The sequence below is a fragment of the Mesobacillus sp. ABV4_180 genome (assembly GCF_056158485.1).
Map to the genome: position 1 here is coordinate 3806746 of NZ_JBSWTJ010000001.1, position 20169 is coordinate 3826914.

At 44.6% G+C, this 20169-nt stretch carries 16 protein-coding genes and 1 pseudogene; 3 read left to right on the forward strand and 14 right to left on the reverse strand.

Translation table 11 applies throughout. The features are described 5' to 3' along the window. Nucleotides 1–41: 41 nt before the first annotated feature. Both ACXAEA_RS19455 and ACXAEA_RS19460 read right to left on the reverse strand, forming a co-directional pair. Nucleotides 42–455: an NUDIX hydrolase gene (locus ACXAEA_RS19455; RefSeq protein ID WP_475097493.1), complete on the reverse strand. Its 414-nt coding sequence runs from the start codon at nt 453–455 to the stop codon at nt 42–44. A 46-nt stretch (nt 456–501) separates the two neighbouring features. Continuing rightward, nucleotides 502–1098 (reverse strand): LysE family translocator, encoded by a 597-nt coding sequence (locus ACXAEA_RS19460; protein ID WP_475097494.1) that lies wholly within the window; start codon nt 1096–1098, stop codon nt 502–504. 136 nt (nt 1099–1234) lie between these two features. On the opposite strand from ACXAEA_RS19460, the gene ACXAEA_RS19465 reads away from it, so the two are divergent. Further along, a complete protein-coding gene (locus tag ACXAEA_RS19465) occupies nt 1235–2653 on the forward strand; it encodes a glycoside hydrolase family 18 protein (RefSeq protein ID WP_475097495.1) in 1419 nt (472 codons plus the stop codon). A gap of 66 nt (nt 2654–2719) precedes the next feature. Here ACXAEA_RS19465 and ACXAEA_RS19470 read toward each other — a convergent pair. The 3 genes and pseudogenes from ACXAEA_RS19470 to ACXAEA_RS19480 all read right to left on the reverse strand — a co-directional run. After that, nucleotides 2720–3586 (reverse strand): annotated as a pseudogene (locus tag ACXAEA_RS19470) (IS3 family transposase); the annotation flags it as partial. Further along, nucleotides 3547–4110, reverse strand: a complete 564-nt coding sequence (locus ACXAEA_RS19475) for a helix-turn-helix domain-containing protein (protein WP_475096935.1) — start codon at nt 4108–4110, stop codon at nt 3547–3549. The pseudogene ACXAEA_RS19470 and the gene ACXAEA_RS19475, both read right to left, overlap by 40 nt. A 66-nt stretch (nt 4111–4176) precedes the next feature. Then, nucleotides 4177–4926 (reverse strand): 2-phosphosulfolactate phosphatase, encoded by a 750-nt coding sequence (locus tag ACXAEA_RS19480; protein ID WP_475097496.1) that lies wholly within the window; start codon nt 4924–4926, stop codon nt 4177–4179. Nucleotides 4927–5244: 318 nt separating this feature from the next. On the opposite strand from ACXAEA_RS19480, the gene ACXAEA_RS19485 reads away from it, so the two are divergent. Further along, entirely contained in the window at nt 5245–8304 is a 3060-nt protein-coding gene (locus ACXAEA_RS19485) for an efflux RND transporter permease subunit (RefSeq protein WP_475097497.1), read from the forward strand. A 54-nt stretch (nt 8305–8358) separates the two neighbouring features. Here ACXAEA_RS19485 and ACXAEA_RS19490 read toward each other — a convergent pair whose 3' ends face one another. Beyond that, a complete protein-coding gene (locus tag ACXAEA_RS19490) occupies nt 8359–10377 on the reverse strand; it encodes a phospholipase D-like domain-containing protein (protein ID WP_475097498.1) in 2019 nt (672 codons plus the stop codon). A 219-nt stretch (nt 10378–10596) separates the two neighbouring features. After that, nucleotides 10597–11787 (reverse strand): MFS transporter, encoded by a 1191-nt coding sequence (locus ACXAEA_RS19495; protein ID WP_475097499.1) that lies wholly within the window; start codon nt 11785–11787, stop codon nt 10597–10599. Between the two features lie 293 nt (nt 11788–12080). On the opposite strand from ACXAEA_RS19495, the gene ACXAEA_RS19500 reads away from it, so the two are divergent. Then, nucleotides 12081–12437 carry a winged helix-turn-helix transcriptional regulator gene (locus ACXAEA_RS19500; RefSeq protein WP_475097500.1) on the forward strand — a complete coding sequence of 119 codons (357 nt, stop codon included), beginning with the start codon at nt 12081–12083 and terminating at the stop codon, nt 12435–12437. A 61-nt stretch (nt 12438–12498) separates the two neighbouring features. Here the strand turns inward: ACXAEA_RS19500 and ACXAEA_RS19505 are convergent, their stop codons facing one another. The 7 genes from ACXAEA_RS19505 to ACXAEA_RS19535 all read right to left on the reverse strand — a co-directional run bounded on the left by ACXAEA_RS19505 (nt 12499) and on the right by ACXAEA_RS19535 (nt 20162). Continuing rightward, nucleotides 12499–13596, reverse strand: coding sequence for an MBL fold metallo-hydrolase (locus ACXAEA_RS19505; protein WP_475097501.1), 1098 nt, complete (start codon nt 13594–13596; stop codon nt 12499–12501). A 5-nt stretch (nt 13597–13601) separates the two neighbouring features. Beyond that, the gene (locus tag ACXAEA_RS19510) at nt 13602–14273 is read right to left on the reverse strand and encodes an oxidoreductase (RefSeq protein WP_475097502.1); all 672 of its coding nucleotides are present in this window, start codon (nt 14271–14273) and stop codon (nt 13602–13604) included. A gap of 103 nt (nt 14274–14376) precedes the next feature. Continuing rightward, nucleotides 14377–15993: an FMN-binding glutamate synthase family protein gene (locus ACXAEA_RS19515; RefSeq protein WP_475097503.1), complete on the reverse strand. Its 1617-nt coding sequence runs from the start codon at nt 15991–15993 to the stop codon at nt 14377–14379. A 15-nt stretch (nt 15994–16008) separates the two neighbouring features. After that, nucleotides 16009–16638, reverse strand: a complete 630-nt coding sequence (locus tag ACXAEA_RS19520; RefSeq protein WP_475097504.1) for an NAD(P)H-binding protein — start codon at nt 16636–16638, stop codon at nt 16009–16011. 63 nt (nt 16639–16701) lie between these two features. Then, nucleotides 16702–18777: a catalase gene (locus ACXAEA_RS19525; protein WP_475098175.1), complete on the reverse strand. Its 2076-nt coding sequence runs from the start codon at nt 18775–18777 to the stop codon at nt 16702–16704. 167 nt (nt 18778–18944) lie between these two features. Beyond that, complete coding sequence (locus ACXAEA_RS19530; protein ID WP_475097505.1) at nt 18945–19316, reverse strand: lipoprotein; 372 nt, start codon at nt 19314–19316, stop codon at nt 18945–18947. Nucleotides 19317–19658: 342 nt separating this feature from the next. Continuing rightward, on the reverse strand, nt 19659–20162 hold the full coding sequence (locus ACXAEA_RS19535) for a ferritin (protein ID WP_475097506.1): 504 nt from the start codon (nt 20160–20162) through the stop codon (nt 19659–19661). Between the last annotated feature and the right edge of the window lie 7 nt (nt 20163–20169).

Here is a 20169-nt window from a genome sequence, read left to right on the forward strand (position 1 = left end):
TAGAAGAAACGCATGGATTTATTATCCATGCGTTTTGTTATTCATTTAACCTTAAGCCCATTTGAAAAATCCAGAAGAAACTCAATATCTTCCGGGAAAGCAAAATCAGTTTCGCCCATATCCTTCACCTTTTTCCAGGCAATTTCATGGATCAGCCCGTCAGGATCCTGAATCCGTGGCTCTCCTCCAGTTACCTGTATTTCAAAATACCTTACCTTCACATTTATACCAAAAGTAACCCCTGTTTTTTCAAAGAGCGAGCGAACGATTTCAACTTTATATCCGGTTTCTTCAAAAACTTCCCTGATGCAGCATTGTTCAAAAGTTTCGCCTATCTCTTTTCCACCAGCAGGAACGGCCCAAAGTTTCTCTTCGTCTTCCTTCCCCTGCCGGACCATCAGAACTTCACCATGTTCATTGACACATATACCTGCTGATCCTTCCCAAAGCTCCATACATTTCTCCCCTACCTTTCTAAATGAAAAATCCTTTGCATCACATTTACCTTGTAAAGGCTAAAACCCCAAGAAAAACGATCAACAGGCCTGCGATTTTATTGACCACACCCAGATATGGAGTGATTTTGTTTTTGAATAAGCTGACAGCAAAGCTGAGCAGGATCCACCAGGCTGCTGCCCCGATAAATACACCGGCGATGAGCGTGATTGCTGCTAATTTCTGATTCCCTTCCTGGTCAAATCCAAGGCCCGCAAACATGGCAGCAAAATTCAAGATGGTCACAGGGTTGGTGATCATCAGCAGGAACGTAGATAAATACATGCCCATCAGGCTTTCCCCTCGCAAATTTGCAGCGGAATCTGCTGGTTTTTTCAAAAATGTTTTGATTCCTAAATAAAATAAAAACGCGGAGCCGACGATTTTTAATAAAAGCTGCTGCTCAATCAAAAACGCCGAGATCACTGAAAAACCGAATGCCGCTATAATGGCATATATGATATTCGCCGTAGCCGCTCCAAATCCTGTTAAGAACCCTGCAGTCCTGCCACTTGCCAGTACCCTTTGGATGCAAAGCAAGCCGATTGGCCCAACAGGTGCCGAAACCGAGAAACCGAGGATGATGCTTTTTAGCAATAACATAATGAAATTCCCTTTCATGACTTAACAATTATGAATTTATATTCCTAGGATTTTACCATAAAAACTTCTCTCTCAACATATAATCTAATTTTTCTTCATAGCATATTGTAGGACTTTTTCCTAAGGGAGGTTCATTATGATCATTCATGTTGTCCAAAGAGGAGAATCACTGTGGCAAATTGCAAACCGCTATCAAGTGACCATTGAGCAAATCACCGAACTTAACGAACTGGAAAACCCAAATCAGTTGGCCGTTGGCCAGGCTTTGCTGATTCCATCATATGATGCATTCCATACAGTCCGGTACGGGGAAGCATTGTGGTCAATCGCACAGCGGTATGGTACGACTGCGGATGCCATTGTCCGGGCAAATGGCATCACTAACCCTGCCCTCATATATCCTGGCACTGTGCTCCGTATCCCCGCAATCCGGCACACCATCCAGCGCGGCGAAACACTATGGCAGATTTCCCAGCGCTATAGTGTGACAGTCCAATCGATCATCAAGGCTAATCAAATCCAAAATCCTAACCTGTTATATCCCGGAACGATTATCGTTATCCCAAGGCCCAAACCAACAATCGAATCGAATGCATTCACTTACCATTCAGACGAGCAAGCAGTTGAATTGGTCGGTGAAGTCGCCGACCTTATGACCTATATCGCACCTTTCGCTTATGTCATCCAGCCAGACGGGTCACTTGTCCTTTACATGAAGGATGATACCGATGCCATCCAGACAGGTCTTGCAAAGGGGGCATTGCCAATGATGTCGATCACCAATTTTACAACGACTGAAACAGGTGAAAACATTGCCCACGAAGTACTTGCAAGCGAGGAACACCGGAGCAATCTGCTGAACAACATCCTTTCTGTCATGAGGGAAAAAGCTTACCGCGGCTTGAACATTGACTTTGAAAATGTCCTCCCGGCAGACCGGGAGCTATACAATACGTTTCTTCAGGAAGCCGTGGATGCACTCCATAAGGAAGGATATTTTGTTTCGACCTCCCTTGCTCCGAAAATAAGCGCAGACCAGAAAGGATTATTGTATGAAGCCCATGATTATCCCGCCCATGGCAGGATTGCGGATTTTGTTGTATTGATGACATACGAATGGGGATACCGCTTCGGGCCGCCACGTGCTGTTTCGCCATTGAATGAAATCAAACGGGTGCTTGATTATGCGATCACGGCCATCCCAAGAAATAAAATCCTCATGGGGTTCCAGCTATATGCGAGAGACTGGGTCATTCCCCATGTCGAAGGCCAGGAAGCAGAGACTTACAGCCCGCAGGAGGCTGTCAAGCGAGCCATCAAATATGGTGCAGCCATCCAGTATGATAATGTGGCCGCATCTCCTTATTTCCGCTACACCGATGAACAGGGCCGCGGACATGAAGTATGGTTCGAGGACGCCCGCAGCGCACAGGCCAAATTTGACCTGATCAAACAATACAACTTGCGGGGCGTCAGCTACTGGGTCCTGGGCTACCCATTCCCGCAAAACTGGGCATTGCTTGAAGATAATTTCAATATAAGAAAATTAACCTAAGTCCCCACGTACGATAAAAAGTGCCCGGCTTCATGTGAGCTGACCCCTTAAAGTTAGAGTTTTAAATTAAGCAGCTAATTGGCTGGTATGGATTCGGTATTTAACCGGGCTCATGCCTGCCAATTTTTGCTTTATACGCTTGTTATTATAATAATTGATATAATCTTCAATCCTCTTTTTTAGTTCATCAAAGGAGCACAGTGGTTCCCCATAATACATTTCCTGTTTCAGTAACCCGAAAAAGTTCTCCATCGGGGAATTATCTATACAGTTTCCTTTTCGTGACATACTCTGAAACACCTTGTTTTTCTTGAGTGTTTTTACCCATTGATTATGTTGATAATGCCAGCCTTGATCTGAATGAACAGTAGTCCTGTACTTTGAATCTTTTACAATCTCGAGAGCTTCTTCTAAAGGTTTAAGTGCTAATTCTAAGGTTGGACGCATACTGATCCCATACGAAAGAATTTCCCCATTGAACATGTCCATAATTGGATTCAGATATAGTTTTACATGGTTTGAACACTTGAATTCTGTAATATCTGTGGTTAATTTTTGATGACAAACATTTGTGTAAAAACGACGATTGATTCGGTTTTTGGCAATGGTGCCAATTTTTCCTTTATAGGAACTATACTTTCGTGATTTTCGACTGTACTTCTCACATTTGAGCCCAAGCTTATCCATGATGCGTTTGACCTTTTTATGATTCACTTTGCGCCCACTATTTTTCAAGTTTAATGTGATGCGTCGATAACCGTAATTTCGGTCATTTTCTTCGAAAATGGATTGAATAACTTCCTCCAACTGATGGTCCGGATTGGTCCTCTTCATCATTTTTATATGATAGTGGTACGAGGATTCAGGAATGCCAACTACCTGTAAAACATCTTTTAGTTTGAAGGTTTCTTTGAGTTCGAATGATAACGCTGCTTGTGCTTTTCGAGATAGTCTTCCGGATCCATCTGAAAAGCTCGCAACTTTTTTAAGTACTCTACCTCCAAACGAAGAAGCTCGTTTTCCCGTTCCAATTTTTGTTCATATGTCATTTCTTTTTCTTCAATCTTTTTACCTTTATTGTTATTAGCTTTATCAGACATGGATGGCCTTCCTTTCGGTCTATCCAGGGCTTCAGCGCCACCCTCAAGAAAAGCCTTCTTCCATGAACCTAACAAAGAGGGATTGTTTAAACCAAATTCAAGGGCTGTTTCAGTAACTGAAGAACCTGTTCTTTTCATAAAGCTTAATACTTCCAGCTTGAATTGAACAGAATAAGTTACTTTCCTCATCTTTCTTCTTAATCCTTTCTCTCCGAATTTCTCATACGATTTTACCCATCTTTTAATTGGTGTACTGCTCTTCATACTATACTTTTTAGCCAAAAGGTCATAACCCAATTTCCCAGCTTGATATTCTTTAACTAACTTTAACTTAAAGCCTTCACTATATTTGACCATAAAAATGCACCCCAAAGGTTAGATTTCACTCTAACTTTTGGGGTGCAGTACAATGCCAGGCACTTTCTATTTAAATTGAATAAACCTTCCTTCTTTCATGATTGGCACAATGTCAGTCACATTGAGCTGGCTGCAAAAAAGAACATCCTCCTCATAGCCCCGTTCCCTCAGCTCGCGGCCGCTTCCGCATTCCCAAATCAGGTCTTTCAGTCTTTTTGCTGAATGATTAAATGCTCCGGTGCAAACTTCTGCTTCCGGTGACTTTTCACCATTAAGCCCTGCAAGAATCGAACCTGCTCCTAAATAATCCTCAACCGAGGGCCGCAGCTTGTCTTCATTTTCACGTGTGCCATTCCACATTTCACCGCTTGGCACCACTGTGATTCCGGCTCCTGTTTCCTGCTGGATCCTGTCAGCGGTCTCCGCAACAGCAGAAGCATTGAGCAATGATCCAATCAGCAGTGCAGGCACCTTAGAAGCAATCCACGAACAATAAGCGCCATTGAGTGAAGTTAATACGTACTTTTTACATCGGTGCTCCTCATTAAAGGTAACGGGCGATAATGTCGGCCGCCCAGCCCTGGCTGCTTCTGCTCTGCCAAGAATATATTCAGCTCCAATGCTGTCCGCATATTTTTTCCCGTCCAGGTCAGGTGGATATGGAAAAATGACTGCTCCCGCGCTCAAAGCTGAAACAACTGTTGACGAAAAGCTGAGCACATCGACAACAATGACAATATCTCCGCGATCCGCTGCATCTCGCGCCCCGCGCCTTCCCCATTCCATCCTGCATTTAAAGGGGATTTGACTAAACATCCTCTCACCTCACTGTTCTCTACTAAAAGTATTCTACTTTTATTTGCCTACTCCTCCTCAGCCTTCAGCCCTATATAAAAATCTGTCTCTGGCTCATTATGAATCTCCAATTATAGGGATAAAATGGTAACAGTTAAAGGGATTAAAAATTTTTATTCACATCCGCATTACCTCATTAGGTATTTATATGAAAAATTAATTATAAATTCTCGAATTTATAGTTATATTTTCCTATAAATGAGTGTATAATCTGTTTTTGGGTGAATAAAATAGAAATTTTTTACATTCCTATTTTACGATAATAATGGGGAGGATCTAATGAAATTATTGAAATTTATTGTTCAACGAAAAATCCTGGTCAGTCTAATGGTTGTATTAGTTTTATTGATTGGCAGTTTTTCTGTTCTAAAGCTGGATAAAGAACTGCTGCCATCGATCCAGATGGATGGAGCTTATGTTGAAATCAACGCCGGGGAGATGCCGGCAATTGAAGTAGAAAGAAACATCACAACCCCTCTAGAAAAGAAAATTCTTAGTATCGAGGGTGTAGAGGAAGTCATGTCAACAAGCAATATTGGCAGAAGCTCCCTGCAGTTATCAATCGAACGTGGACGCGGGGATGAAGTTTTCAAGGAAGTTGAATCAGTTGTTAACTCCACCACCTCTAACATTTCCGGTGTGAAAGAAGTGGTAGCCGCCCAGTCCGGCACAAGCCAGAGCTATGAATTCTTCATGGATGTTTCTGGTACCGATATGGAAAAAATGTCGAGTTTCGCAAAAAATGTCCTGGAACCAAGGCTTGAAGATCTTCCGGAAGTACGTGACGTATCGATTTCCGGCATTTTGGAAAAAGAAGTCAGTGTTGAGCTAAAGCGAGATGAAATCACTAAGAGAGGTCTTGATGCCACACAGGTGATCGGGGCAATCCAGCAGGCGAACTCGGAGGCAACACTAGGTCAACTGAACGATGAGGAAAATTCCCCATCATTAAGATGGAATACGAAGCTCGATTCTGTAGAAAATGTCAAGAATCTGCACATTCCTGCTCAAACTGGATTCATCAAGCTGTCTGATATCGCTGATGTTTCCTTTCAGCCAGTAGAAAGTTCGTCTTTAGTATGGAAAAACGGGTCGAAGGATTTCATTTTTGTCCAGGTAGGCCGCGTTTCTGATGCGACCCAAATTGAGATGGCTGAAGCTGTCCGCGAGGAAGTCAAAAAGATTCGCGAGGAAGGCCTTGTCAGCGGCGTTGAACTGAATGAAATGGTCGCTCAGGCAGATTACGTACAGGAATCCATTGACGGTGTCACTAGCAACATCCTGATTGGTGCTTTGATCGCTGTTGTTATACTCCTGTTGTTCCTTAGAAATATCCGTGCTACGCTGATTGTCGGATTATCCATCCCGACTTCTGTGCTGCTTACATTCGCATCAATGTGGCTGTTCGGCTACAGCTTTAACATCCTGACCCTTATCGGATTGGGTCTGGGAATCGGGATGATGGTCGATTCGTCCATTGTCATCCTGGAATCCATTTACCGTAAAAAAGAACTTGGTTTAAATAATCTGGATGCAGTCATTGAAGGCACAAAGGAAGTTGCCACTGCAGTCATAGCTTCGATGCTTACGACGATCGTCGTATTCTTGCCAATCGGCCTTCTCGGCGGCGAAATGGGATCGTTCATGATCATGCTTTCAGTCGTTGTCGCGATCACCCTAATCAGCTCTGTCATCGTGTCCTTCACCTTGATTCCTTCACTGTCAGAGAAATTTTTAAAGCTGAAAAAGAAAGAAAAAGTTCAAAAGGATGGTCGTTTGCTCCGCGCATACAGCAGCATGGTTTCATGGACCATCAAGAAAAAACGCCACAGTTTCGCGGTAATCGGCCTTTTCTTCCTTATGCTGGCCGGTTCAATGATGCTCGTAACGAAAATTCCGATGACCATAATGCCAGATATGCTTAATCGTTATTCTGAAATCATGGTAACCGTAGAGCCAGGGCTGAGCCTGGAGGAAAAACAAGAAGTCGTTTCAGAAATGAATACCGCCCTTGAAGGTGTCACAGACGTTGAAACGAATTATGTTATGGACATGGGCGGAATGTTGTATACGATCATAAACATGACAAAAGGCGATGGTATTACTAGAGAGCAAAAGGAAGTAAATGAAGAAATCCTGAAGGTATTAAGAAATCTAGAGGATAAAGTTCCAGTTAAAAACGCTCAGGCTGCAATGTCAGCTGGCGGCGGATCTCCTGTCCAGGTAACCATTTCCGGTGAAAGCTTTGATGAGCTTCAGAACATTGCTGATGGTTTTACTAAAGAGCTTGGAGAGATCGACGGAATTGTAGGGGTTGAAAACTCAATCGAAAGGACTTCTGTTGAACAGGTTGTCCAGCTGAATGAAGCTGAAATCGAAAAATCCGGATTATCCCTGCCACAAATCAAACAATTTATCGAGCAGGCGTTTTTACAGATGCCTTTAGGCGAGCTGAATATCAATGAAGAGAATGTCCCTCTAATGGTGAAATGGGATGAAAAAACGGCAACAAAATCTGATTTACTGGATCTGAAAGTACCAACACCTTCGGGTGAGAAGAAGCTTTCTGCGTTCATCTCACTCGAGAGTGTTAAAAACCCGAATGAGATCACACACAAGGGTGGTGAGCGATTTGTCACCATTTCAGCAGATATCGAAGGGAAAGACCTTGGCGCCATTAACCGAGAAGTCCAGAAACTGATGGATGCATATGATGTACCGGCTGGCTATAGCATTGCACCAGCTGGCGACCTGGAGAAACAGCAGGAATTGGTTCAGGATATGATTCTGATCCTTGGGATTTCCATCTTCCTTGTCTATCTGGTCATGGCTGTTCAATTCAACCACCTTGGCCACCCGCTAATCGTTATGTCTGTCATCCCAATGACAATCGTCGGTGTCATTCTGGGATTGTTCCTGACGCAGCGTGAACTTAGTGTCATGTCAGGCATGGGAATCATCATGCTGATTGGTATTGTCCTGAACAACGCGATTCTATTGATTGACCGCACAAATCAGCTGCGGAATGAAGGCTACACCGTAGAGGAAGCCCTTGTGGAAGCAGGCAAAAACCGCATCCGCCCAATTTTGATGACAACATTGACAACAGTAGGCGGCATGCTTCCGTTAGCATTGGCTACCGGAGGATCAGGCAACTACCAGGCACCAATGGCCACCGCCATCATCGCTGGGCTAAGCTTCGCCACCCTGATCACCCTGCTTCTGATTCCAGCCGTTTACCGCATCTTTACAAGAAGCGCTGTAAAACGAAGCTGGTTCAGCAGGAAAGCGAAAAAAAGCAAAGGAACTGCAAACCCGGTACCAGAGGTTTTAGGCTAGGGTTTCATATAAAATAGAGAAAAGTGCCTGGTCAGTTGCCAGGCACTTTTTTTGTTACTGCAATGTACCCCCAGCCTGTACGTAGCGGGCATTAAATTCCTGCACGAACTGGTTGGTGATTGCTTTATCATGGATGATCAGCATGTTTTCGTCATTGACATTGTTGCCGTTGTTGCTCCAGTTTGTCGAGCCGACGATGACGGTAGGGTCGCTGTCTGTATCTGCATCGATCAGCATCGTCTTGCTGTGAAGCTTGCGGACCTCTGCGTCTGCATAGACAGGAGCAGGGTTGTTCCAGCGAGTATTAGGGTTGTTGACGCTTGTTTGTGAAGCAGTCCTGCCTGTCATATCGACACTTGCAGACCACCACTGGTTCCAGAAATCTGAATCGAACAAGCCTTTTACATCAAATCCCGTAAGAGTTCCTTCCATGTCATTGTAGGACCCTTCCCATTTATTTTTCAGTTCATCGGCAATCGTCTGGTCGCTCCAAGCGAATATCGAGAAGTATGTATTGAAATGAGCTTCGTTACGAATCAAATCAGCCATTTTCCCTACTGCATTGTCCCCTGCTGAAAAATAGATCTCCACCTTTTTTCCATTGATATCAATGATGTGTGTCGTATTGTCAGTTTTCCGGCTGCTGAAATTTGATACCGCAGGATCAGGGTTGAAGGCAGTGGTTCCCCACATTTCATTGAATTCAGTTTCATAGATTCCAGCAAGCTGCGGCCAGTTAATTTCAACAATCTGATTCTGGTTGCCGTCAAGTATGCCCTGCTGCATATTTTCATCTGAACCGTAAAGACCTGTCACAGTAAAATTCCAGGTGCCGGTAAAAACCCAGCGATCATCTACTATCGCGAATTTATTGTGCATCTGGTTTCCAGGACCATAATAGCTTCCAGCTGCTTTTGCCTCTGCATCAACAAATAAGCGGCCTGTTTCGGCAGTAGTTCCAACAGTAACAGTGACCTGTGCGATATCATTCGCGTTAGCCGGGAGGCCCAAATTAGTTCTCTTTGTACTGTCTTCCACTGCGAACATCGGCGAGTCGGAAAAAATCAAAATGTCATCCGCGGTTCCAATTTTCAAATCCTGGCCACGTACCATTTTTTCAAGGTGAAGTCGCATCGTTTCAAAGCGCTCTGCATAATGCGGATCAGCTGCGTCCTTGGAATCGGCAATGACTCGTACATCCACACCCTGAGCTGCTTTCTGGATCAATGTATCCACCACACGCGGAAGGTTGATTTCATAAGTAGCAAAATCAATGCTCTTTGTTGCTGTATTGAGCCGCTTGATTAAAATATCTTCAAAGTTCACATTGTAGTTCGCTGCATTTCCTGATGATGCATATTGGGGGAATGCACATTTGTTAAAATAAACATTCATTGCTCCCTCAGCTTCTGAAACATTATTCAGGCGCTGTGTCCTGTCGTCACATACACTTGGAGCATCCGGAGGAGTCGTGTCGCCGCCTGCATCTCCACCTGAACCACTGCCATCTGATCCAGTAGAGTTGAAGGCCTTTGGAGTTCCAAGGCCATCAGCGTAGCTTGAGTTCGCTGTTGCCCAGTTAGTTGAATCCATCCCGGACACAGCAGGATCGATGCGTTCCATCGTTGACTTTGCCGTATTATCGCCTGCATACCATGTGTCAACTTCGTCGATGACAGCACCTGTGGCATCAGTTAATCTAAGGTGTTCGGCTGTATTGCCAAGCGAACCGCTATAGATAAGGTCGGCTTGAATCTCTGTCACTGATTGGTCGTCTGTTTTTTCAAGTAAAAAATAGCCGTTTGCCGGTATCGTTCCGCTTAGCGAAATTGCCGGAGCACCATCTGCTGCATTCAACTGCCAGCCGTCAAGAACAATAGCTGTCCTCGAATTATTATAGAGTTCAATCCATTCATCACTGTAACTTTTGGATGTTCCCATCCAGGCAATTTCGCTGATGACCACATTTGCAGACTCAGCGGCATTCACGGTTGGAGCACTTGTCATGAAAGACGGGTAAAGAGTTGAAAACAATAGGATAAATGCGGGTAAAACAGAACTCAATTTCTTCAACTTTGACTCCCCCTCAAATATAAATACAAAATCATCATAATGTAAAAATGTTGTCGAAATATGAGGAATTTGTAAATTTTGCGAAAAATGATTCTATTTTAGGAGTTTAAAAATGTATAGTAAATCACAAAGAAACCGAAGGACCTAGTTATTTTCCAACCTCCTTCCAAACACTCAAACTAAAAGAGACTGCCCTATTTTGGACAGTCTGATTTTAGGTCAAATCTTATTTTTTTCAATAGCCATGCTCCACATCGTCAAGAACACAGCCCCCATTACCATGAATCCCCCGATCCAGGGAGTATGAATCAATCCGATTGTGTCAACGACGATTCCGCCTACAAATGCACCGATCGCAATACCCAGGTTGAATGCTGCGATATTCAATGCTGACGCTACATTGACAGCTGCCGGAACATAACGTTCTGCCAATTTCACAACCAGGACCTGCAATCCGGGTACATTCATGAACGCAAACATTCCGAGCAAGAAAATCGTAAGGACTCCGATAATTTTAAAAGGCGCAGTGAAAGTGAGAACTGCCAGAATGATCGCTTGGACGATGAACATCCACATCAAAGCCTTTAAGGGGTTCTTATCTGCCACCTTGCCGCCAATTGTGTTTCCCACAGCTACTGCAATTCCATAAACCAACAGGATGACACTGACTGCGCCTGGTGTAAAGCCAGTGATTTCCTCAAGGATTGGCGTCAGATATGTGAAGGCTACAAAGGTGCCGCCATAACCAAGTGCCGTAATCGCAAATGCCAATAATAACGGACCGTTTTTTAAGATTTTCAATTGATCACTAAACTTGGATGGCGGTGCATCTTTTATATTTTTTGGAATCAGGATGGCGCTTGCGATAATTCCAACAATACCTAATAGCGCAACTCCCCAAAATGTCGCCCTCCAGCCAAACATTTGCCCAACGAACGTCCCAAGAGGTACACCAGTGACAGTCGCGACAGTCAAGCCAGTGAACATGAACGCTATAGCGCTTGCCCTCTTATGCTCAGGCACTAAGTCAGCGGCGATGGTAGAACCGATCGAGAAAAAGACACCATGCGAGAAAGCCGTAATGATACGGGCTACTATTAAAAGTCCAAAATTAGTTGAGATCGCGGCAATTGAATTTCCCACGATAAATATGACCATTAGTACCATGAGCAATGTTTTTCGGCTCATTTTATTGGTTAATGCTGTTAAGATTGGCGCTCCAAAGGCCACTCCCATCGCATAACCTGAAATCAGCAAACCTGCTAAAGTAATGGAGATATTCAAGTCATTTGAGATTGTCGATAATAATCCCACCGGGACAAATTCGGTCGTACCTATGCCAAATGCACTGATTGCCAGTGCCAATAGAGGCAGCGTCCCATTTTTTGATTGTTGTATATTTGAACTCATAATGAGCAAACCTCCTAATAAGAAATGTGAATTCATTTTTTGCAAAGCGGCAGGTGAAGGCGCCTTTCACCGTTTGTCGCATGAAAGCCATTATGAAGCATACCGAAAAAGATGAGAAGTACGCACTTTTAAGTACCGCAGGCACCCTCAGGTTATATAGGCACTTAAAAGTACCCTATACACCTTTTTATAATGCAGCTGTATAATGGGACGGAACCTTGATTGACAGTTAGCAATTGGATGACTTTCACATGGGAAATAGATACTTTCAATATGGGAAGAGGAGGATCGTCATGAAGAAATACAATATTCCAGTCGAGGCTGCTCTTGAGGTAATTGGCGGCAAGTGGAAGGTCGTCATCCTTTGCCACTTGATTGAAGGAAAAAAACGGACGAGCGAATTGAAAAGACTAATGCCGGGTATCACGCAAAAAATGCTCACGCAGCAATTGCGTGAGCTAGAAGAGGATAATGTTATTTTACGTGAAGTGTACAACCAGGTACCACCAAAGGTTGAGTACTCCTTGACAGATTACGGCTGGTCACTAAAAGAGATTCTGGACTCCCTTTGCTCATGGGGTGAACAGCACATCGAAAAAAATTTCCCTAATAAAGAAGATGTGCTCATTAAACCAAAAGTGATTGAGTAAAAGAGCATAATATTTTCAGCAAATATGATGCTCTTGTCTTAATCTGAAGGCTATTACTCCATCAGTCTGCACGTTCCCACCAAACCGAATTGGGATATTCGTCATTTCCTACAGTGACTGTCTCCCCGATCCTCGGCGTGGCGATCTCGACTCCTGATTTCTTCGCTGCCTTGACTGCCCGCTCAACTGGATCATACCAGGAATGAAGCGACAGTGTAAAAGCGCCCCAGTGGACTGGCATTAGCACTTTTCCCTTCACATCGAGATGGGCCTGGACCGTTTCTTCCGGAAGCATATGAATCGCCGCCCAGCGTGCGTCATATTGCCCGCATTCCATTAAAGTTAAATCAAACGGGCCATATTTTTCGCCGATTTCCTTGAAATGTGGTCCATAGCCTCCATCGCCGCTGAAAAAGATTTTTGCATTCTGTCCAATGATTACCCATGAACACCAAAGCGTGGAATTCCGGTCTGTAAGACCTCTTCCTGAAAAATGGCGAGCAGGAGTGCAGGCAAAGTTGAGATCCTCTAAAGTGAATTCATCCCACCAATCATACTCTTGGATTTTCTCAGAAGAAATTCCCCATCGTTCCAGATGTGCGCCGACTCCAAGGGGAGTTATATATTGCTTTACTTTCCCCTTTATTTTCATAATCGACCCATAATCAAGATGATCATAATGGTCATGCGACAACACAACAGCATCGATTACTGGCAAATCCTCTATCTTGAAGGGCAGTTTCCCGCTGTAACGCTGATTCCTGAAAGGAAATGGAGTAGGCGCTTTCCCAAACATCGGATCGAACAGGATGGTTTTTCCTTCTGCTTCCAGAAGGAATGCAGAATGTCCAAACCAGGTGATTTTCGCCCCTGAACCTTGTCTTGATCCAGGTGAAAAAGCCGCCATTGGAATCATTATTTGAGGCTTTCTCTCCGGAGAGCTTTTTAGAAAGTCCCTTAACATCGAAACCATCGAGCTGAAACTTGTATCCCATGTTGTTGGAATCTTGTTGACAAATTTGCCGTTCATATATTGCGGCGATTGCGCGTATATCTTTTTTTTCACCTTGGATGTCTTTCCTCCAAACGCCGGATAGTAGTTGAGAACGGCATAACCTAGAACAACCATTCCCGCTAAAATAATTAATACAACTAGCATATTCTTTACCTCTCAAATGCACCGATTTCCTTAATTTTTTCTGACGGATAGACGGTTAGCCCCGGCTTGTTCACCTGGGCAATGCGATACATCGCCGATGCCACTGTCTTACCTTCAATCGCTTTATATTTCTTGAATGGTCCCGAAAAAAGGAACGGAACTTTGGTGACAATAGCCGCAGCGGCTCTTTCGCCCAGCCTGAATTCTTCGCGCTCTCCCAGCAGGAGAGACGGACGGAAGATGGCTGTTGCCTCAAATGGAATCTGCTTAATCTCCTCCTCGAGCTTTCCCTTCATCATCGAGTAAAAAATCGAGGAAGCTGGATTTGCATCCATCGAGCTGACGAGCAAAAATTTCTTTGCCCCCTTTGAACTTGCTAACCTTCCGATTGATACTGGATAGTCGACGTCAATTTTCCACATTGCTTCCTTCGTTTTCGCTTTCTTGATCGTCGTTCCCAGGCAGCAGAACACATCATCCGCTGCAAAAATCTCATTGTACTGATTCAATTGATCAAAATCGACGATTCGTTGATCAAGCTTGGGATGGGTCACATTCAGAGGCCTGCGAACAATCGCAACTACTTTTTCATATTCATCTGCCATCAAAAGAAATTGAAGCAGTTCTTTTCCAATCAATCCGGTCGCTCCGGCAATCAAAGCTGTTTTGCCCGCCAAGTAAGTAACCCCCTAATTAATAGCATGTAACTTTATTATTTCACAAATTAGCTGATAAGACATTTTTAAAAGCCTGCCCAAAATTGGACAGGCTTTTGCAATTCTAATCGATTTTTCGTTCCTTTTGCAGTTGTGTCCTTCTCGCTGCGATGATCAGGTCTTCCACAGGTGATACTCGGCCCAATTCGTCTTTATGGACAATATGCTTCCGTTCGAATTGCGTCGGACTGTCGATTCCGGCTGCAGCTGCCAGATTGTACAGTCCTTCTCGAAGGGAAATGATATAGTTGCATACTCTGTACATTTTTTCATCCACGACCAAACCATCCTGAAGCTTCTTATCTGTCGTTGCTACACCTGCCGGGCATGTATTCGTGTGGCATACCTGGGCCATGATACAGCCAACGCTTATCATCATGCCGCGGGCGATGTTCACAAGGTCAGCTCCCATGGCCAGGGCGATGGCGATTTTATCAGGAGTGATCAGTTTTCCTGATGCAATCAGCTTCACCCGATCCCTGATTCCATATTGGCGAAGCATTTCATCCACAACCGGAAGTGCTGAGTTGATCGGAAGTCCAACCGTGTCAGCAAGCTCCTGATACGTAGCTCCCGTACCGCCTTCACCGCCGTCTACCGTAATGAAATCGGGTCCTTTCCCGCTTTCCTTCATGTATGAAATCATATTTTCAAGGGCGTCCATATCACCAACGACAATTTTAATGCCCACAGGCTTGCCGCCAACCGAACGCAATTCTTCAATCCATTCAAACATGCCAGGAACATCGCCGAATTCATAAAATCTGTTAGGACTGTTGATTGTCTTTCCGACTTCAACCAAACGAATTCTCGCGATTTCTTCGGTGACCTTTTCACCTTCTACGTGGCCACCTCGCGTCTTCGCTCCCTGTGCCAGCTTGATTTCAAATGCTTTTACCTGGGCCATTTCACTTTTCTTCTTGAATTCTTCCCAGGAAAATTCACCGTTCGGTTTGCGGACACCAAATAAATCTGGCCCAATTTGCATGATGATATCGGGATTGCCGGCGAGGTGGTGGTCGGACAACCCGCCTTCACCAGAATTCATCCACGTTCCGCCCGCAAGCCCCAAGCCTTTGGACAGTGCCTGGATCGCTTTTTCACCAAGCGCACCATAACTCATTGCCGACTGTCCAACCTGTCCCTTTACACGGAAAGGATATCGGCAGGAATGCCCTCCAAGCACGACAGCGTCTTCGTCTTGCAAATAATACGGTTCTGCAAGCTTTTCCTCGCTGTGTTCTTTTCGTGTAAAAAGCCCTTCACCATCAATCTTGTAAACTCTTGTTTTTATTTTATTGGCGTTATCGACCTTCATTTCATCTGTCAGTTTCGGGAAAAGAGTATTCCTGATGTAAAAACCTTGCGCATCGAAATCGCGCAGCGACCCGAAGCCTATCAATCTCTCCTTATACTTCCCCGCCTTTACGACATCCTGGTATTCCTTCCTGGAAAAAGGCTTACCTTCATTGTCACCATTGAATAAATACTGCCTCATCTCAGGGCCAATATGTTCGGTGAAGTAACGGACCTTCCCGATCACAGGGAAGTTCCTCAGGATCGAGTGCTGTTTCTGCCGGTCATCTTTAAAATATAAATAGATAAATAGCAGGATCGGTACAAGTAGAATCATAGCGATGAAGATAAATAGGGCGATAACCAGATAATCAGTCAAACCCATGGAAATCCTCCTTTCCTATAGTGAAGCCAAGGCTTTTGGTATTTGTTCAGTACCTTCCGCCACCTCAAACGTCTTGTTGAATGTATTTTCCGTCTCAAGAGAAATGACCAGTACTTCCGCAATATCTTCACGTGAAATTTCAAGCTCCTTTGAATCCAAGGTAACTGCGGCAGAGATGGTTCCCTCACCCGGCTTATCAGTCAAAGCACCTGGCTGCACAACAGTATATGTCAGATTTGACTGCCTTAGTAATTCATCCGGCATTTCCTTTGCGGCGATCTCCCGGCTTTCATCGCCTACCGCTTCATTGGCTGTTATTGCGCTCATCATGACGAATCGCTTCACACCTTGTTTCTCAGCTTCTTTGACCGTCTCGATGACAGACTGATGGTCCACCATGACCGTTTTTCCTGTGTGTCCCTTTGGGTTGATGCCGGTAAGATAAATCGCGGCATCATAGCCATGGAATAAGCTCTGCAGCATGCTTTCTTCATATAAAACCACTTCCGACGCGCCGCGTTTTTTCAGCAGCTCAATTTGGTTTTCATTGCCTACGACCGCGCAGGATGTATACCCATTTTCGAAAAGCTTGCTGACCACATGTTCACCGACACTGCTGTGAGCACCGAACACGATTACTTTCATTGCTTTCCCTCCCCTTGTAAAAAAAGAGAAACAGATCCTGTCCGTTTCTCTTTTTCTATCATTCTAAATCATCCGGTTCCAGTGGCGATGCTCGGCAATTGCTTTGATAAAGTTCTGGCTTTCGCCTGCTGTTTCTTTGCTGTTTTCAAAAACGATGACACCAGGTGCATGATCAAAGCCGATGCCAGCTGCAGCCAGCATCTCGACTGCTTCTTTACCAGCTCCTACTGTTTTTAAATGGCTGAATGCCTCATCAACAAAGTAAACAGCTTCCTTCTTCTGCTTCAGGCTGTCCACACTCTGCTGACCGCCAGCGACAAATAAAGCATCATAAAGAACTGAACTGCTTGTCAGCAATGTCTGGTTGACCTCCAGCTCGGTTCCGTCATCACCCTTGATCATGCCAAGCTTCGTGCTGATGATTTCTGAGGTGATGCCGCTCTTTTTCAGCATCTTCATCAAGCCGGATACTTCAGAGCCGTTAAAGCCATTGGCAGCGAGGATTCCAACCTTCCTCGTATTCGGGAGCTTGGTTGTGTTCATCTGGCTGAGTGCAGGAGATGTGAGAGTCACTTCCTTCGGTTTGCTGTTTACCGGCTTATTCACGCCCAGGTTTTCAGCAACCTGTTCAGCAAGGAATGTATTGATATTGCCAAGCATCTCCACAGTTTGCTGCTGGATATCCTTGCTTTTGACTTTTCCAAGCTCGAAGCTGAAAGCGTCAATCATATGCTGTTTTTCCACATCGGACATGCTGTTCCAGAACAAAGTTGCCTGGGAATAATGGTCTTTGAAGCTGTCGCTCCGTGCCTGAACCTTTCGCCCCTCGACTTTTTCCTGATAGTGCTCATAACCGCCTTCGCTTGCTGGTACAGGTTTCGGATAATTGTTCTGCATTGAATTTTTGTGATAAGCAACCTGCCCACGATCAATCGTCATCCGGTGCATTCCATCGCGCTGATTGTTATGGAACGGGCACACTGGCCTGTTAATCGGGATCTCATGGAAGTTCGGGCCGCCAAGACGGGAAAGTTGCGTATCTGTATAAGAGAACAAACGCCCCTGGAGCAGCGGGTCATTTGAAAAATCGATTCCAGGAACGACATGACCTGGATGGAATGCCACCTGCTCTGTCTCAGCAAAGTAATTGGTCACATTCTGGTTGAGCGTCATTTTTCCGATGATTTTGACCGGGACCAATTCCTCCGGCCAGATTTTTGTTGGGTCCAAGACATCGAAATCAAATTTGAACTCATCTTCTTCGTCGATCATTTGTACGCCAAGTTCATACTCTGGATAATTTCCCATCTCAATCGCTTCAAAAAGGTCGCGGCGGTGGAAATCCGGATCCTTACCGGCAAGCTTTTGTGCTTCATCCCATACTAGCGAATGGACACCAAGCACCGGTTTCCAGTGGAATTTTATAAAACGGGCTCTGCCCTGCTCATTGATAAACCTGAATGTATGCACGCCAAAGCCTTCCATCATACGGAAGCTGCGTGGAATTGACCGGTCGGACATATGCCACATCACCATGTGGGCAGATTCTGTGTTATTCGCAACAAAATCCCAAAATGTATCATGCGCTGATTGTGCCTGGGGGATTTCATTATGCGGCTCAGGCTTGACTGCATGAACCAAGTCAGGAAACTTGATTGCATCCTGAATGAAGAAGACTGGAATGTTATTTCCAACAAGATCATAATTGCCTTCTTCCGTATAAAATTTCGTAGAGAAACCACGAACATCACGAACGGTGTCACCTGATCCGCGTGATCCTGCAACCGTTGAAAAACGTACAAAGACTGGAGTCTTTTTACCTGGATCCTGCAGGAATCCCGCTTTGGTATATTCAGCCATTGGCTCGTATACCTCAAAATAACCGTGAGCCGCAAAGCCCCTTGCATGGACAATACGCTCAGGAATACGCTCATGGTCGAAATGAGTCATTTTTTCGCGGAAATGAAAATCCTCCATCAACGTCGGACCGCGGACGCCTGCCTTCAAGGAATGTTCATCTTCTGAAACACGCAGCCCCTGGTTCGTCGTCAACGCTTCTCCATCATGCCCAGACCTGAACTGCTCGAGCTGCTGGTCCTTTGAATTCTCGTGCACAGTTTGATTCTTTTCGTCTTTCATCACTGATTCATTCCTCCCGTTCATGGTGTCGGAGCATGAGAATATGTATGTAATCGGCCACAAGATGTTTTCCAATCAGTCTCAACAGACACACCTACGTCCATGCCCCTCTATGGACGTATACCACAAGGCAAAGCCCGCTAAACGGATATTTAGCGGGCTCGATTCTACAGATTTTCATTCAGGTATTCTTTTGCTTCTTCTGGCGAAGCAAATGGTTTAACAAAGGTAATTTTTTTGCTGTCATTCACAACCGCCAAGAATCCATCCGCTACCTGGATGATGTCCGCAGATACATTCTTCTGACCGTCAATTTGGACAGTATCAGCAATCGACGCCTGTCCCTTGTCGGCCCATGTCTGCACCTCAACTGCGTATGCATCATAATTCATGCCTACCGTGAACCTTTCCTGAAGGTATTCCGTTGTCACCGGATTCTCCTCCGTTTTCACTTCTGTTTCCGGAGGACCCTCCTGCCCATCCGAACCGCATCCAGCCAGCATCCCAATCGCAGCTAGTGATAGTAGTAGTTTTTTCATGAGAACCTCCTTGATGAAAAAATCTCTTACAGAACTAATACCCTAGTTGGGAGGATAAAAAAGGCTTTTAACAATTTGGATGGAATTGGCATGAAGGAAACTGGAATTATTTTAAGAGATACAGGGATTATTTCTTGCGAAACAGGGATTATTTTTGACTGGAATCATATTTCGCAAAACCAGGATTAAAGTCAGATAAAGAAGGATGGTCTCCCAATCTCACATAAAAATGAACCCTGTACTCGAGAAAAAAATCGGCCAGAGAACAAAAAATAAAATCATTTCTCTCTAACAGGCAAAAAAACAGGATTCCGGCCTGGAATCCTGCTGAAAAATCTATTTTTACTCTGGTGCTGTGAATGTGCGCTGTGCGAGTTCGTTTTCGAGCATGAAGAATGCGTTGCTGTCCTTATCGATCCTGCGGAGCTTCTGGATCAGGCCGTCGAACATCGCTTCTTCTTCGACCTGTTCTTCGATGAACCATTTTAAAAAGGTCATGGTTGCGTGCTCGCGTTCATCCAGTGCAATATCTGCAAGCTGATAGATGCGGCGAGTGACTTCTTTCTCGTGCTCGAGTCCTTTTTCAAAAACATCAAGCGCAGAAGCAAATTCGTTGGATGGTGCATGAAACCCTTCAAATGTCACACGCTCACCCATATCATTTATGAAATTATAGAATTTCATCGCATGGAAGCGTTCCTCTTCAGCCTGGACTAAAAAGAAGTTCGCAAAACCGTCCAGATTTTCAGCTGAGCAGTATGCAGCCATTGCCATATATGCATGCGCTGAATAAAATTCATAATTCATTTGTTCAATTAAGCCTTTTCCCAATTTCTCACTGATCATTAGAGTT

What these genes read in the sequence shown, in the direction of transcription:
- ACXAEA_RS19520 (WP_475097504.1), bottom strand. Translation starts at nt 16,638, where the DNA reads ATGAAAGTAATCGTGTTCGGTGCTCACAGCAGTGTCGGTGAACATGTG.
- ACXAEA_RS19535 (WP_475097506.1), bottom strand. Translation starts at nt 20,162, where the DNA reads ATGATCAGTGAGAAATTGGGAAAAGGCTTAATTGAACAAATGAATTAT.
- ACXAEA_RS19475 (WP_475096935.1), bottom strand. Translation starts at nt 4,110, where the DNA reads ATGGTCAAATATAGTGAAGGCTTTAAGTTAAAGTTAGTTAAAGAATAT.
- ACXAEA_RS19515 (WP_475097503.1), bottom strand. Translation starts at nt 15,993, where the DNA reads ATGGGTTTGACTGATTATCTGGTTATCGCCCTATTTATCTTCATCGCT.
- ACXAEA_RS19460 (WP_475097494.1), bottom strand. Translation starts at nt 1,098, where the DNA reads ATGTTATTGCTAAAAAGCATCATCCTCGGTTTCTCGGTTTCGGCACCT.
- ACXAEA_RS19485 (WP_475097497.1), top strand. Translation starts at nt 5,245, where the DNA reads ATGAAATTATTGAAATTTATTGTTCAACGAAAAATCCTGGTCAGTCTA.
- ACXAEA_RS19480 (WP_475097496.1), bottom strand. Translation starts at nt 4,926, where the DNA reads ATGTTTAGTCAAATCCCCTTTAAATGCAGGATGGAATGGGGAAGGCGC.
- ACXAEA_RS19465 (WP_475097495.1), top strand. Translation starts at nt 1,235, where the DNA reads ATGATCATTCATGTTGTCCAAAGAGGAGAATCACTGTGGCAAATTGCA.
- ACXAEA_RS19455 (WP_475097493.1), bottom strand. Translation starts at nt 455, where the DNA reads ATGGAGCTTTGGGAAGGATCAGCAGGTATATGTGTCAATGAACATGGT.
- ACXAEA_RS19495 (WP_475097499.1), bottom strand. Translation starts at nt 11,787, where the DNA reads ATGAGTTCAAATATACAACAATCAAAAAATGGGACGCTGCCTCTATTG.
- ACXAEA_RS19530 (WP_475097505.1), bottom strand. Translation starts at nt 19,316, where the DNA reads ATGAAAAAACTACTACTATCACTAGCTGCGATTGGGATGCTGGCTGGA.
- ACXAEA_RS19525 (WP_475098175.1), bottom strand. Translation starts at nt 18,777, where the DNA reads ATGAAAGACGAAAAGAATCAAACTGTGCACGAGAATTCAAAGGACCAG.
- ACXAEA_RS19505 (WP_475097501.1), bottom strand. Translation starts at nt 13,596, where the DNA reads ATGCTAGTTGTATTAATTATTTTAGCGGGAATGGTTGTTCTAGGTTAT.
- ACXAEA_RS19500 (WP_475097500.1), top strand. Translation starts at nt 12,081, where the DNA reads ATGAAGAAATACAATATTCCAGTCGAGGCTGCTCTTGAGGTAATTGGC.